The sequence below is a fragment of the Nostoc sp. CHAB 5836 genome (assembly GCF_020829445.1).
Classification (GTDB): Bacteria; Cyanobacteriota; Cyanobacteriia; order Cyanobacteriales; family Nostocaceae; genus Nostoc.
Genome location: NZ_JAIVFV010000053.1, coordinates 1 through 16,860 on the forward strand (window position 1 = coordinate 1; position 16,860 = coordinate 16,860).

The 16,860-nt window shown below is 37.0% G+C and carries 5 protein-coding genes; all 5 read right to left on the reverse strand.

Translation table 11 applies throughout. The annotated features are described in order from the left end of the window. On the reverse strand, positions 1–2,911 hold a 2,911-nt coding region (locus tag LC605_RS13070), incomplete at its 3' end, for a type I polyketide synthase (protein ID WP_229547964.1). 162 nt (positions 2,912–3,073) lie between these two features. After that, complete coding sequence (locus LC605_RS13075) at positions 3,074–7,474, reverse strand: type I polyketide synthase (protein WP_229547965.1); 4,401 nt, start codon at positions 7,472–7,474, stop codon at positions 3,074–3,076. 34 nt (positions 7,475–7,508) lie between these two features. Further along, complete coding sequence (gene panP, locus LC605_RS13080) at positions 7,509–9,188, reverse strand: pyridoxal-dependent aspartate 1-decarboxylase PanP (protein ID WP_229547966.1); 1,680 nt, start codon at positions 9,186–9,188, stop codon at positions 7,509–7,511. Between the two features lie 137 nt (positions 9,189–9,325). Continuing rightward, the gene (locus LC605_RS13085; protein ID WP_229547967.1) at positions 9,326–13,999 is read right to left on the reverse strand and encodes a type I polyketide synthase; all 4,674 of its coding nucleotides are present in this window, start codon (positions 13,997–13,999) and stop codon (positions 9,326–9,328) included. Positions 14,000–14,028: 29 nt separating this feature from the next. Next, positions 14,029–16,842 (reverse strand): non-ribosomal peptide synthetase, encoded by a 2,814-nt coding sequence (locus LC605_RS13090; protein ID WP_229547968.1) that lies wholly within the window; start codon positions 16,840–16,842, stop codon positions 14,029–14,031. Between the last annotated feature and the right edge of the window lie 18 nt (positions 16,843–16,860).

Here is a 16,860-nt window from a genome sequence, read left to right on the forward strand (position 1 = left end):
CTCCATACTTAACTATAATTATATTTTCTACTTTAATTTTTAATCTATTAATTAATTTTTCACTTACACCAAAATCATCAACAAAAAATAACCATTTTTCTTTGGTGGATTCTGGTTTATAAGAGGTTGATTGAGTGAGTACAGAGCGTTTCCATGAAGGAACATAGAACCAGTCTGTAATATCTTGCTTATTATCTAATGTTGCTGGCTTATTCTTTAAAGAAGGTGATGGAGATTTCGCATCAATCCAGTATCTTTGTCGTTCAAAAGGATAGGTAGGTAAAGGTAGACGATGACGCTGCTCGTGAGTATAAAATCCTGACCAATCTATATCGACACCAAAAAGCCACAACCGACCTAATGTCTGCAACAAAAAGCTCACATCTGATTGTTGCTTTTTAATATGAGGTAAGGAAGTCAGTACACGTTGTTTAGCATTAATATCTAAATGCTGTGTAGCAAACGTGCTTAAAGTTCGTCCCGGCCCTACTTCTAGAAAAACACCTGCAAACTCCTCTAACAGTTGAGATATGCCATTGGAAAATTTCACAGTTTGTCTTAAATGTTGGCTCCAATAGTTAGGATTTGTGGCTTGTGCATCTGTAATCCAACTACCAGTCACATTAGAAATAAAGCTGATGCGTGGTGGATTCAGTTGAACTGTTTTTAGCAACTGCACAAACTCTTCTAATATTGGTGACATCATTTGTGAATGGAATGCATGAGATGTATGCAATAGACGACATTCAACATCTTCAGAGGATAATTGGTTTTGTAGGGTGGCGATCGCTTCTTTTGTTCCAGAAACTACACATGAAGTTCGGGTATTAATCGCTGCGATTTCTAAGGAGTTCTTATACAACGTCTGTGCATCCAACAGCGATCGCACCTCTTTTTCTGGTAGTGGAATTGCCAGCATACTCCCTGGAGGTAACTGTTGCATCAGTTGTCCCCTTTTTGCCACAATTGCTAAAACATCTTCAAGAGAAAATACACTTGCGATCGCAGCTGCGACATATTCCCCGATACTATGACCTATCATTGCTTCTGGGCGCACTCCCCATGACATCCACAACTGAGCCAGGGCGTACTCAATTACAAATAACGCTGGTTGGGTGAAGGCTGTTTGTTGTAGTTTTTGGTTAGCATCTTCAACTTCTTCTGGCTCTGGAAAGAGTAGATGGCGGATATCAAAACCGAGGTGAGGTTGCAAAATTTCGGCGCAAGTATCTATGTATCTGCGATATGTCGGTTCAACTTCGTATAGTTCCCGACTCATGTTTGCATATTGTGAGCCTTGTCCTGAAAACATGAAAATGACTGGCTGTTCTCTATGCTCTTGACATACAGTAAAAATCCGTTCCGACTCCTGTGTTTCTAAAACGCTTACAGCATCTTGAACACTCTGGCACACTAATATTCGACGATGGTTAAAAGCTCTACGACCGACTTTTAAAGTATAAGCAACATTAGCTAAATTTATATCTGTATGTTGTTTTAAATACGCAGCCAAATTGGTAGTTGCAGTTTCTAAAGCTGTGCTAGTTTTGCCTGAGATTAACAACAATTGCCAAGGTCTAGACTGATCAAAATATTCAATTTCAGGGGCTTCTTCCAGAATTACATGGGCATTAGTCCCACCAAAACCCAAGGAACTAATTCCTGCTCTTCGGGGAATATTGTTAGTTTTCCATTCGGTAAGTTTAGTATTAACGTAGAAGGGACTGTTTACAAAATCAATCTCCGGATTAGGAACTTCAAAATTGAGGCTAGGAGGGATTTTTTTAGATTTTAATGCTTGTACAGTTTTGATTAGACTTGCTATTCCAGCGGCTATATCTAAATGTCCAATATTTGGTTTTACTGAACCGATAGCGCAGAAGCCATTTCTTTGTGTAAAAGCACGAAAAGCCTTAGTGAGTGCAGCAATTTCCACTGGATCTCCAGCAGCTGTTCCAGTTCCATGAGTTTCTATATAAGAAATATCATCAGCATCTATTCCAGCATTTGCCAAAGCTTCTACAATAACTTCAGCCTGACCATTTACACTAGGTGCTGTATAGCTAACTTTCAAAGAACCGTCATTATTGATTGCTGAACCTTTAATAACTGCATGAATATAATCTTTATCTGCAATAGCATCTTTTAATCGTTTTAAAACGACTATTCCAAGTCCACTGCCAAAAACAGTACCCTGTGCTTTAGCATCGAAGGCTCGACAATGACCATCAGGAGATAAAATTCCATCCTCCTCATAGAAATAACCTGATTTTTGGGGAACTATAATCGTAACTCCACCAGCTAAAGCAATATCACATTCTTCATCAAGTAGACTTTTGCAGGCTAAGTGTAAAGCAACTAATGAAGTAGAACAGTAAGTTTGAATTCCTACACTTGGGCCCTTTAAATTTAATTTATATGAGACATTTGTGGTCAAAAAATCTTTGTTAAAAGTATAGTTATTGGAAATATCTCTAGGATTAACGTTTTTATATATATTATTAAAAAAGTAAGTGTTTGTGCTGACACCAGCATAAACCCCGATTAAACCCTCATAAGTTTCTGGGTCATATCCAGCATTTTCAAGAGCTTCCCAGGCACATTCTATAAAAAGCCGATGTTGAGGGTCAATTAATTCAGCTTCTTTAGGAGTGTAACCAAAGAATCTCGCATCAAAATGTTCAATATCTGCTAATATCGGTGCTGCTTTCACATAATTGGGATCGTTTAAAAATTCATTTTCAATATCTGAATCTGGTAACTCATCATTGGAGAAAAATGAAATAGACTCAACTTCATTTTTGAGATTATGCCAAAACTCATCGATATTCTTGGCACCAGGGAAACGACCAGACATTCCTACTATTGCTATATCTGGTGCTGTTAGTTCTTGTACTATTTCGGTATTCATAATTTGATTAACCAGATAAATTAAATTTGTGTTTTAAGTAAGTCGGCGCAATTAAAGCTAACTGGCTAAGGCTGTCATTTGTCATTTGTCCTTTGTCATTTACAAGGGTTTTAAGCTTATTTACGTTTTGTAACATATTTAAATTTTTTCGCGCCAACTTACTTAGTTTATTTGCATTTTCATCTGTCTTCTTCTTTGTCCTCGACTTAACCTTTGCTCAAAAGTATTTTCATGAGGTTCTTCAGGAGTAAAAATATTTGCCATAGAGCTTATATTTGGGCATTCATATAGCTTGGCAATAGAAAGATTGGAATCAAATGCTTTATTTAAGATCATAATAATTTGAATACCTATGAGGGAATCACCACCTAGTTCAAAGAAGTTATCATAAATTCCTATCCTCTCAATTCCAATAACTTCTTGCCAGATATCAACTAGTTTTTGCTCATTTTTATTTCGCGGAGCAACATAATCATTATTTAGTTCAGGACGGGGATATTTTAATTTTGATGAATTGACAGTTTCTAAAAATTCTATGCTTGGTGTCTTGTTTTTAGAATTGTACTGTTGGAGTACATCCAATAAATTAGAGGTAGATATGACAACTTGAGGTATTGTGTTTTCCAAAACACGGATAAACACATCTACACCTTCATTAGGTAATATACCTATTTTAATATTTTCTAGTCGCAATTCTTGGAGTCGCTGCGGTAATTTTGTGTTTACTGCCATCCCAACTTCTTGCCAAGTATCCCAGTTAATGCTGGTGGTAAATCTGCCCTGTTTTGCAGCATTACTATGAGCAAAAGCATCAAGAAAAGCATTGGCTGCACAATAGTCTACCTGTCCAAATTCCGCGACAATTGAGCTATTTGAGGATACTAAAATAAAGAAATCTAACTCAATATCTTTGACAATTGTATCAATAACTATTGTCCCCTTTACCTTCGGAGTCAGAATACTTTCTGCTTCTTCTGGAGTTTTTCGTTGTATTACACCGCCTCCAGGAACTCCAGCAGCGTGGATCACACCATTTAGTTGACCAAATTTTTGTTGAGCTTGAGCGATCGCACTTTGCATTTGTTCTATATTACTGACATCAGCTGCGATCGCTAAAACTTCTGCACCCAAGTCTTCAAGTTCTTGAACTTTGCGAATCTTACAGCTAGTACTATCAGTCTCATCGTGAGTAGACAGCCATTGAGACCACTCAGCTTTTTTAGGTAAAGCAGAACGTCCTATTAACAGTAGTTTTGCTTGTACAGTTCGAGCTAAGTATTCTGCCAAAACAAGTCCGATACCTCCGAGTCCACCCGTAATTAAATACACTCCTCTTTCTTGCAGTCGAGGCTTTTTAATTTTAGTTTTATCAAAACGTACTGGCTCAAAACTCTGCACCCAACGATTCAAACCTCGATAAGCAATTAATTGTTCCGAATTATCAAGCGTCAGTTCGGCCAGTAATTTTTCTATAAGTTTCTCTTCTTGCAAACTGCCGTTAGCAGGAAGGATAACATCAATATTACGACAGTTAATATTTGCATATTCTTGAGTAATAACTTTAATTGGGCCAATTAAAGTAGCTTTCTCTGGACAAAGCGCTTCAGTTCCCGTCACTGGCTGTAGGTTGTTAGAAATAACTATGATTTTAAAATTATCACTAGTTTCTCGTCTTCCCAAAGCTTGGGCAATAAATAATAAACTATAAAATCCCTTGATTTGGGCTTGTTCTAGTTCTGCAATTTCTAATTCATGGTCACTGATCTTTGTAACATTCCATAGATGAATTATCGTTTTTGGCAACTTTTTTTGTCTGAGCAATTCTTGGAATAAAACATCGTAATTTTGATAACTTTCTGGATTGATAGTATATTCAGACTCGCCTATTTTGGTAAATTTGTCAGCAATTTTTACAGTAATTACATTCTGGTTTTGTTTTTTTAGTTGTTTTACCAACTTAATACCCAAGCCGCACTCATCAATAAATACCAAAGTGCAAGATTTTTCAGTTAATAATTCTTGGCTATCATGTTCGACTGGAGGTAAAGAAGGCTTCCAAAAAGGAATATAAAACCAGTCGGCTATATCAGGTTTTTTAGTTAGTGATACTATATGAGCATCATCTTTCTCCTGCTTTTTCGCCTCAATCCAGTATCTTTGTCGTTCAAAGGGATAGGTAGGTAAAGGTAGACGATGACGCTGTTCTTCGGTATAAAAACCTAACCAATCTATATCAACACCAAAAAGCCATAACTGCCCTAATGTCTGCAACAAAAAGCTCACATCCGATTGTTGTTCTTGAAGATGGGGTAAGGAAGTCAGTACATATTGTTTAGCATTGACATCTAAATGTTGTTTGGTTAACGTACTTAAATTTTGTCCCGGCCCCACCTCCAGAAAAACGCCTTCAAACTGCTCTAACAATTGAGAAATACTATCAGAAAACTTCACAGTTTGTTGTAAATTTTGGCTCCAATAGTTAGGATTTGTGGCTTGTGCATCTGTAATCCAACTACCGGTCTGATTGGAAATAAAGCGAATACCTGGTGGATTGAGTTGAACTTTTTTGAGCGATCGCAGTTGTCCCTTATTTGCTACGATGAATACGGCATCTTCAAGGGAAAACACACCTGCGATCGCAGCTGCGACATATTCCCCGATACCATCGCCAATCATTGCCTCTGGGCGCACTCCCCATGACATCAATAACTTAGCCAGAGCATACTCAATCACAAATAACGCTGGTTGAGTCAGAGCGATTTGTTGTGGTTGTTGGTTAGCCGCTTCAATTTCTTCTGATGGAAACAGGAAACCACGGATATCAAGACCAAGGTGAGGTTGCAAAATTTTGACGCAAGTATCTATATGTCTGCGATATATTGGTTCAACTTTATATAGTTCCCGACCCATGTTTGCATATTGTGACCCTTGTCCTGAAAACATGAAAATGACAGGGCAATGACTTGGTTTCCAGTGGTAGCTAAAAACACGTTCTGAGTCTTCATTTTTAAGTAATTTGACTGCCTCATTCACGTCTTGGCAAACTACCAGCCGCCGATGGTCAAAAGCTCGACGCCCTACTTGTAGAGTGTAAGCAACATCAGGCAGGTTGATATTGGGATGTTGCTGGAGGTAAGTAGCTAAATTTGTAGTTGCACTTTCTAAGGCTGTGCTAGTTTTTGCTGAGAGTAATAGTAATTGCCAAGGGCGAGAAGCATTGGATGTTTCAATTACTGGAGCTTCTTCTAAGATTACATGGGCATTAGTCCCGCCAACCCCAAAAGAACTAACACCTGCTCTGCGAGGTAAGTTGTTAGTTTTCCACGCTGATAATTTGGTGTTGACGTAGAAGGGACTATTGGCAAAGTCTATTTCCGGGTTGGGTTTTTCAAAGTGTAAACTAGGGGGTATTTGTTTATGTTTTAATGCGAGGACTGTTTTAATTAAACCTGTTACACCGGCTGCTGTATCCAGATGTCCAATATTGCTTTTTACTGAACCAATAGCGCAGAAGCTTTTTTTATTTGTGCTAGCACGAAAAGCTTGTGTAAGAGCCTTGATTTCAATCGGATCTCCCAAGGGAGTTGCAGTTCCGTGAGCTTCAATATAAGAAATACTATCGGGTTCTACATCAGCTAAAGCAAGTGCTTCTAGAATTACTTCTCTTTGACCATTAACACTAGGAGCTGTATAACCAACTTTTAAAGAACCGTCATTATTGATAGCTGAACCTTTAATTACAGCATGAATAAAGTCTCCATCAGCAACAGCATCAGCCAACCGTTTCAACACAACAATTCCTAAACCATCGCCAAATATTGTTCCTTTCGCGTTGGCATCAAAAGTCCGACAGTGCCCGTCAGGCGAACAAAGAACCCCCTCTTGATATTGATAACCAGATTTTTGGGGTAGCTTGGCTATGGAAACACCACCAGCTAAAGCTATATCACTTTCTCCATATAGCAAACTTTGACAAGCTAAATGTACAGCTATTAATGATGTAGAGCAATTATTTTGAACATTTATACTTGGGCCAGTAAGATTTAACTTGTAAGAAGTTTGCGTGCTTAAGTTATCTTTTTCATTACCAATAAAAATATTTAAAGCATCTACCGACTCCATTAAGTCTTGGTTTGAATATAAATTTGTAAATAAATAGTTACTATTAGTTACACCAGCATAAACCCCAATTTTACCTTGATATGATTCAGAATCATAACCCGCAGATTCTAAAGCTTCCCAGGCAGATTCTAAAAATATCCGATGTTGTGGATCTGTGATTTCAGCCTCTCTAGGAGTATATCCAAAAAATGCAGCATCAAATAACTCGATACCTTCCACTATGCTGCTGGCTTTAACATAATTTGGGTCATTGAGCAAAGTTGGCTCGATACCCGAAGCTAGCAGTTCTTCATCTGTAAAATGAGAAATTGACTCCACTCCATCTCGCAAATTTTCCCAAAATTTATCAACATTGTTTGCGCCTGGAAAGCGTCCATTTATACCAATGATGGCTATCTCATCGTTATCATCAAAGTTATTAAATTCCTGAGAATTATTCATTGTGAAAATACCTAATTAAATTGATTTACAGCAACTATGCTAGGCTCGGAGTCGCTTCTAAGGAATCTGATATTAATAAATCTAAAGCAATCTGAATTTGATCGTTTAGTACTGCATCAATATCATCTTTAGTTGTGAGTGGATTGGCGATTACCGCACGCAGTGCAGTAACAGAAATTTCTTTTTCTAAACAGCTAATTGTTTTTGTTGTCCGCGAGATAAAAGTACGACCAGCTTGACGTTGACTTTTTTGTAGGCGCTCATTAAATCTATTAATTTGTTGATTATCAGTTTCTGTTAATTGCTTTTTAACTGCAAGCTCTCTGAAAGATTCTGGGATATAACGGTAAAGAAGAAGATTTATATCCGGTTGGGATAGTAACTCAAATTCAGGCATAGTAGTAATCTGAGCAGCCATATATTGTGTCTTCTCAATACCTGTATCAATTAAAAATTCATAACCTTTAAGTCCTATCAGGTGTAGCCCAGCATGTAAAAATAATGCCATACCAGCTCGAGAACCTTCTAAAGCGCGTTTTCCCAAATCGAATGAACCCTTACGCATAGTGTAGCTAGCATTTTTTTCAATCGATGAAGCTAAGTATGGTTCGCGCATAAATACCATACCAATACCCATAGGTAAATACAGCTGTTTATGTCCATCAATTGTGACTGAATCAGCGCGTTCAATACCAACAAGTTTATCTCGATGTTGTTCAGAAAATATGAGTGGGCCACCCCAAGCTGCATCTACATGAAAATGAACATTTGCCGCTTGGGCAATATCTGCAATGTCTAAAAGTGAATCTATGTTACCGGAATCTGTAGTACCAGCAACGCCCACGATCGCAATAATATGCAAATTTTTTGACTGACAATCGGCAACAGCCTGATGTAAAGCTGGTAAGTCTATTTGATTATTACCATTAGTAGGAATTTTTATCAACCCATCTGTACCTATACCTAATAAATCTGCGGCTTTATCAAAGGAATAATGCATCAATTCAGAGCCAATAATCACGGCTCCTTGATAACCGTAGTAATCTAAAGCTGCTGCTAAACCTTCCTTTTCTACACCTGCAAAACTATTTTTTGCACCCAAAGACTTATTACGGGCGCACCATAGGGCGATGATGTTTGCGGCCGTACCACCAGAAACCAATATACCTAAAGTGCTTTGGCTATTTTGGATATGTTCGGTATAAAATTCATCAGAAAAGTTATAAATCAATCTATGCATCATTGCCAAAGCCTGACGTTCATAAGGGCTAAAAGCTTTGGCTGTTTCTATTTTGACAACATTTTGGTTCATTGCTGTCATCAATTTTGCGATCGGTCGCACAAAACAGGGAAGTGCAGAGGTCATGTGACCTATAAATCGTGGTGAAGATGTATGTATTGAATGATTAATAACATTATTTGCTAAATAATCAAGGTAGTTATCAAAATTAGCAGGATTAATAGGAACTTGACTATCAGAAAACGTTTCTACTAATGCATTAAAATCAATATCCGAATTAGTGTTAATTGCACTTAAGAAATCATCAACTAAAGTGTCAGTTTGAACACCCATCTTAGCTTCTATAGATATTAAACTTTTAGATGGTGCAAATAACTGCATTACTTCCTCAGCGACTGCATACTGTAGTGTTAGCTCATTCTCAAGAAAGAAATTTTGCTGAGTTTTTTCTTGTCTCTGCTGACTCAATGCCATTTTATACTCCAGAATATATCTTGGTTATTAATTGCCTTGCTACTAACTAACACCAAAAATACTAGCTTGTAAACAAGTTTGTAGTAAGGACTTTAGTCCTTATTTTCTCAACAAACCCTTAACTAGGTTTAAAAATACTAATTATCTTCCATTATTGATGCCCTTCGATGATTTTGTCTGGCTTGTTTGCGACGTTTAATTGAAGCAGACCTTGTTTGAGTTCGGTAAGAATCTTTTTGCAAATAAGCTTGCTCATCGCTACTTAACAACTCAGCAAGTGAACTGATAGTTGGTCTTTCATAAATGCTGATTATCGGAATATGAGCATTTAATTCTTTTTGTAGCTGGGAGATAATCTCAACACCGATGAGAGAACTACCTCCCAAATCAAAAAAGTTATCATAAATACCAATTTTTTCAATTCCTAAAACTTTTTGCCAAGTTGTAGCAACTATTTGCTCTACATTGTTGCTAGCTGGGACATACTCACTTTGTAAGTTTGCTCTGGAATAGAGCGATAAAGTATTTGGATTATTTGATGATTCCTTGTTTTGTAAAAAGTTTCGTTTTATCCATTGCTCAATTCTCGGTTGTAATTCTCCCGCAGAAACAACAATTTGAGGAGTTTTAGTTAGAGATAATACACGGTTAAAGACATCTATACCTTCTTCCCATGTCATGCGTAATTTTTCTAACGCTAATCCCACAGTTAAATCCTGTATATCGTCTTCTTGAGATTGCCAAGTATCCCAGTTCACACTAATACAAGGAAACAAATTTATCTGGTTTTGCTTCTGAGCGTAAGCATCCATAAAAATGTTGGCGGCAGAATATGAAGTTAACCCTAAACCTCCTAAAACAGATGATGAGGAAGATGTGAATAAACAAAAATCTAACTTTTGAGATTGCAAAACTTTTTCTAAAATAAATAGTCCATAAACTTTAGGATGAAATTGTAATTGACTTTGAGTTTTAGAACTTTCTTCGATAGTGTAATACGCATCGTCATTAATTCCGGCTGCGTGGATCACACCATTAATTTTACCAAAACTTTCATTAGCTAACGCTATAGCTTGTTGCATTTGTTGTTCATTGGCTACATCAGCAGCGATCGCACGAACTTCAGCACCTAATTCTTCAAGCCTCATTACCTTTTTTAGCTTCTGGCTAACTTCATTAGATTCATCATGATTTAGTAGCCATTCAGACCATTGATGTCTTTCAGGTATGCCTTTTCTACCGATTAAAACTAACTTAGCCTGCATTGTTTTTGCTAAGTATTCTGACATTGCTAAACCAATGCGACCAAGCCCACCAGTGATTAGGTAAACACCCCCTTTTCTCAACTTGGTTTTGCTGATAATACCTTCATCTAAATGTACAGCTTCATAAGTTTTAATCCAGCGATGATTGCCACGATAAGCAATTAAGTTCTCAGTTATTGGGGCTGTAAATTCTGTAAGCAGTAACTCTATCAGTGTTTGTGATGGCTTAATTCCAGATTTTGGCAGTACAATATCAAAGCAACAGCAAGTTATATTGTGATACTCTTGTGGAATTACATTGCATGGCCCTAATATAGTTGCCTTCTCAGGGCATAAATCTTCGCTACCAGTTATATCATGTAGATTACTGGTGATAACCATTAACTTTATTGGCTCAATTATATTTTGTTTTGCCAAGGCTTGTGTCAGAAATAGCAGACTATCAAAACCAAGATTTTGGCAATCTTCAAAAAACTGATATTGTACTTGTGGCTCTAGCTCTTGACTAGGTAAAATATCGTTAGGAGTAATGCTCCAAAAATGTGCGATCGCTTGTGGAATCAAATTCTGTTCTTTTAATACTTCTAGTAAAGTATCGTAATCATCCTTTTGTTGAGGATTGATTGTGTATATACACTCATCAAGCTTAGAAAATTTATCTGCAACCCTAACAAAAATCACATCCTGACTTTGTTGTTTAAGTCGTTCAGCAATTTCTACTCCCACTCCATAATTATCGATAAACACTAACCAACATGACTTTTGTTCTACCAGACTTTGCGGTTGCAAAAACTCAATTGGTGTCGATTCTTTCCAGCGAGGAATGTAGAACCAGTCAGCAATATCTGGCTTTTTATCTGACGTTTTTGGCGACATCATTGCCAAAGTTGCATTTCGATTTACCTCAATCCAGTAACGCTGGTGTTCAAAAGGATAAGTAGGTAAGGGTATACGATGACGCTTTTCATTTACATAAAAACCTGACCAATCAATTTGAATTCCTACTAACCAAAGCCTACCCAAAGTGTTAAGTAAAAATTCTACATCTGATTGTTGCTCTTGAGGATGCCGTATAGAGGTTAGTGCTATCAGTTTATCTGTTTGATGTTGTTTCGCCAAACTAGTTAACGTCCGTCCCGGCCCAACTTCCAACAGTATTGGCTCTGATTGTTTAAGCAATTCTGCGATTCCTAAACTGAAGCGTACTGGTTGTCTTAAATGTCTAGCCCAATAGTTAGGATCTGTTACTTCTGCGGTAATCCAAGTTCCACTAACATTAGAAATAAACGGAATTTTTGGGGAATTAAGTTTTAAATTTTGTAATGACTGGATGAAAGTCTCAATGATGGGTTCCATCTTATGAGAATGAAAGGCGTGGGAAGTATGCAAACATCTAAAATTTACACCTATTTCTTGTAGCTTCTGTTGTAATTTCTCTATTGCTTCTGTCGCCCCAGACACCACACAAGAAGAAGGTGAATTACTCGCAGCTAGAGAGATTTCCTTTTCTAGCAGTTGTTGTACTTCCTGTTCTGGAAGCTGAATAGAGAGCATAGCACCACCAGGCAACTGCTGCATTAGTTTTCCTCGCATTGCAACTATGGCTAGGGCATCTTCCAAAGAGAAAACTCCAGCGATCGTTGCAGCTACATATTCCCCTATACTGTGACCAATCATCATCTCAGGGTGCACACCCCATGCCATCCACAACTTGGCCATAGCATATTCAATCACAAACAACGCAGGTTGAGTAATTGCTGTTTGCTGCAACTTTTGTGTTGCTTCTTGAGCTTTTTCCGCACTGGGATAAAGAACTGTACGCAAGTCTAATTCCAAGTGAGGTTTGAGGAGTTCGCAGCAGTAATCAATTTGCTGTCTAAATACGGTTTCACTCTCGTATAATTCTCGACCCATATTTACATATTGCGAACCTTGTCCGGAAAACATAAATACAACCGGACGATTACAAGGTTCTTGGTAATGGGTGAAAGCTCTTTGAGGATCTTGCAATGCATTGATTGCATCTTCTTGGTTTTGGCAAACTACCATTCGGCGATGGTTCAAATTCCACCGCCCTAATTGCAAGGTATGAGCAACATCCGCAAGGTTTATATTTGAGTTATTTTGTAGATAATTAACCAGATTTTCTGTAGCAGTTTCTAGTGCTGTATTCGTCTTAGTTGAAAGTAATAATAGTTGCCAAGTCCGAGAACGACTAGATGATTTAATTATGGGAGCTTCTTCTAAAATTACATGGGCATTTGTCCCGCCAAAACCAAAGGAACTAACACCCGCACGACGAGGAGTGCCGTTAGTTTTCCACTCAGATAATTTATTGTTTACATAGAAGGGACTATTGGTGAAATCAATTTGGGGTGATGGTTCTTCAAAGTTCAAACTGGGGGGAATTTGTTTGTGTTTTAGAGCTAATACAGTTTTAATCAAACCTGCTACTCCAGCAGTTGAATCTAAATGTCCAATATTGGTTTTCACAGAACCAATGCCACAAAATCCCTTGTTTTGAGTTTTAGTACGGAAAGCTTGTGTTAAAGCAGCGATTTCAACAGGGTCTCCTAAAGAAGTTCCGGTTCCATGTGCTTCAATGTAGCTAATGGTATCGGGTTCCACCTCAGCCATAACCTGGGCTGCTCTTATTACCTTAGCTTGGCCATCTACGCTGGGTGCTGTGTAGCTAACTTTATTTGACCCATCGTTATTAATCGCAGAGCCTTTGATAATAGCATGGATGCAATCGCCATCTGCGATCGCTTCTTCTAAACGCTTTAAAACTACAAGACCCAAACCTCTTCCTTTTACTGTTCCCGCAGCCTTTGCATCAAAAGCACGGCAATGTCCATCAGGAGATTCAATACCTCCATCTTGATATAAATAACCATTTGCTGTAGATATTGAAACTCCCCCTGCTAAAGCAATATCACACTCACCACTGAGCAGACTTTGGCAGGCTAAATGTACAGCAACCAATGAGCTTGAGCAAGTAGTTTGCACCGCAAAACTTGGCCCCTGCAAATTTAATTTATAAGAAGCAAGTGTAGTAACATAATCTGGAGAAGTTCCTTTTTCTATCTGTTTATCACCTACAGAGGATATAAGCTCGTAATTAGAATAAATATTAAGTAGATAACTGCCAAAACTTGTACCAGCGTAAACCCCAATTGGTTTTGTATAGATATCTGAACTATAACCAGCATCCTCAAGTGCTTTCCATGAATATTCCAAGAAAAAACGGAGTGAAGGGTCGATGACTTCAGCTTCTCTAGGGCTGATGTCAAAGAATGAAGCATCAAACAAATCTATACCTTCGACTACACCTTCCGCTTTCACATAATTGATGTCGTTCAATAAAGCCGCATCTACACCTAAATCTTTTAATTCTTGGTCATTAAATCTATGTATTGACTCTACTCCGTCTCGAAGATTTTGCCAAAACTGCTGAATATTTTGAGCCTCTGGAAAACAGCCACTCATCCCAATAATAGCTATTTCCAGACCATTTCTATTACTTGATGTTTCTGAGTTCTCCATGATTAATATTAGTTATTTATTAGTTACTATTAAACATTCTGTTGTTTTTTCTGTAAAAAGCGTTGTTTTAATCTGGCTTTACCAGCTTCTAACTGTTCATTTAATTCATTACTTTGATTGGTAAAGCTTTCATCATTTTCTTCTTGACTTAAATATCGAGAAATGGAGCTAATTGTTGGATATTTAAACAGGTCAGTTATTACCAAGTCAGCTTTAAAAAGTTCTCGTACTTTACTGTAAACTTGAAGCACATTTAGTGAATGACCACCAAGTTCAAAAAAGTTATCTTGAATACCGACTTTTTCCACCTTAAGTATTTTTTGCCAAATATCAGCAATTGCGTGTTCCATTTCATTTCGCGGCAATACGTAAACTGTTTCTAATTGCGGACGAAGATTATCTGGTTTGGGTAAAGCTTTACGGTCTACCTTACCACTAGGTGCTAGCGGTAGATTTTCTAGCATTACAAAAGCAGAAGGTAACATGTGGTCAGGTAATTTTTCTTTTAAGAAGCTACGCAATTCACTAATACTAGGAACTGCTTCTGTCTTAGCAACCACATAGGCAACCAATTGCAAGTTACCTGGTTCGTCTTGCTGAACCACGACTACATTTTCACGTACATTCGGATGCTGACCCAAAAATGTCTCAATTTCCCCCAGTTCAACGCGAAAACCACGAATCTTTACTTGATGGTCAATACGTCCGAGAAATTGTATATTTCCATCAGGAAGCCACCTTCCTAAATCTCCAGTTTTATAGATTAAATCTCTGCGATTTTCTGGTAATTTCTGGCTAACATCTGTAAACGGATTGGGAACAAAGCTTAAATTAGTTTTTTCTTCATTTTTCCAGTACCCATCACCTACACCAATTCCCGATACACAAATCTCTCCAGGAGCACCAATAGGTAATAGTTGCATTTCTCTATCCAAGATGTAGAGATTTAAGTTGGCTAATGGTTTCCCAATTGGAACTGTTCGCTGATTTTCTGGTAAAGGCTTGTCAACGATAAACTGAGTAATATCATCAGCAGCTTCAGTAGGGCCATAAGCGTTAACAATTTTGATTTCGGGATATATCTCAAGCCATTTATTTACCCAACTTACTGATACTGGTTCCCCCACAACCATCATCCATTTTAAACATGGTAATTCTCTTTCATGAATTGGTAGTTGGGAAGTATATTCAAGCAAGCCTCCAAATAATGCTGGTACTAATTCAACAACTGTAATTTTTTGTGATTTGAGTGCTTGAAATAGTTTATCAGGAATAGCAACGGTTTCTATATCTACTATTACTGTCTTACCACCGATTAAAAGTGGTGCTAAAAATTGCCATACAGAAATATCTGTAGAAGACGGAGCGCTTTGGAGAAAACAAAACTCCTGTGTTAACTCCAACTCATCAAATTGGGCATAAATATGATTGATTGCACCATCATGCCTGACAATTGCCCCCTTTGGTAATCCTGTAGACCCGGAAGTATAAAGCATATAAGCTGGGTCAACAGCATCATTTATAACTTCTACATTATCATTAGATAGTTGCTTAAAATCAAGTTTATCATATATTTTTAATCCTATTTGTTTAGCAAGCGGTATATCTTGATTAACAATGCTATCTAAACAAATAATAGATGATAATTCTGAACAGCCTTCTACCAGTCCCGGTAGAAGATTAAATAGGGAAAAATCTGTTAATAGCAATTTAACTTCGCTATTAGATAGCATATATTTAATTCGATTTGGTGGATAGGTACTATCAATGGGTACGTATGCTCCACCTGCCTTATATATAGCAAGAATAGCAACAAGAAAATTGATGTCGCGGTCTTTAAAAATGCCTACAAACTCTCCTTTGCAGACTCCTAATTTCCGTAATAATTCAGCTAGTTGATTAGCTTGACAATTTAGTTCTTGGTACGTTAGTTTATTTTGTTGATGAATGACAGCTATATTGTTTGGAGTTTGAGATACTTGCTTTTCAAATAGTTGATTTATCGTCTTTTCAACTGGATATTGTTTAATGTTGTTATTAAATTCTGTTAATAACTGGTATCGCTCAAATTTTTTCAATAGAACAACATCAGAAGTTTGAGTATGAATATTATTTATAACATTTTCAAGAATATTGGTATAATATCTACTCATGAATTTTATATTTTCATCTTCAAACAGATGTTCCTTATAATCTATGTCTGCACTAATATTTTCACCGTTAACCTTAAAAGAAATTGTTATGTCATTATTGAGTTGGTTTAAATTGCTTTTAAGATGAATATTTTCTAAACAAACTACTATATCAAAAATTGGATGCTGATTAGGGCTTGTTGGTAGAGCCAATAAATCAATTAGTTCATCAAAATTATAGTTCTGATGACTGTAAGCTGCGATCGCAGCATCTTTAACTTGCAAAAGTAAATCTTTGAATGAAAGTTGAGGTTTGACTTGAGTACGCAAAGGAATAACTTTGGTATTTATGCAATCTATACCAATTTTATCATATACTGGTATTCCGACAATAATATCATTATTTCTAGTATATTTTGGTAGCAATATATTAAATACAGATAGAAGTATCAAGTAAATTGAAAAATAAGAGCCTTTACCTAACTTAATAATTGCTTGAGATAAAGTATCTGATAAATCAAAGCTAAAAGATTTGTTTTTCCCACTAGAAAACAAAGGTCTGACATAGTCTAGCATCAGATTTGTTTCTGGTAATTCTCCTGATAGTTTATTTATCCAATAAACTTTTTGAGAGAATGAGTCATTTGAATCTAGATGTATACCCATATTTTTCTCCTTGTAACCAATTACTTGCTGAATTATAAGACTCATATTTGATTTTTGAAAAAA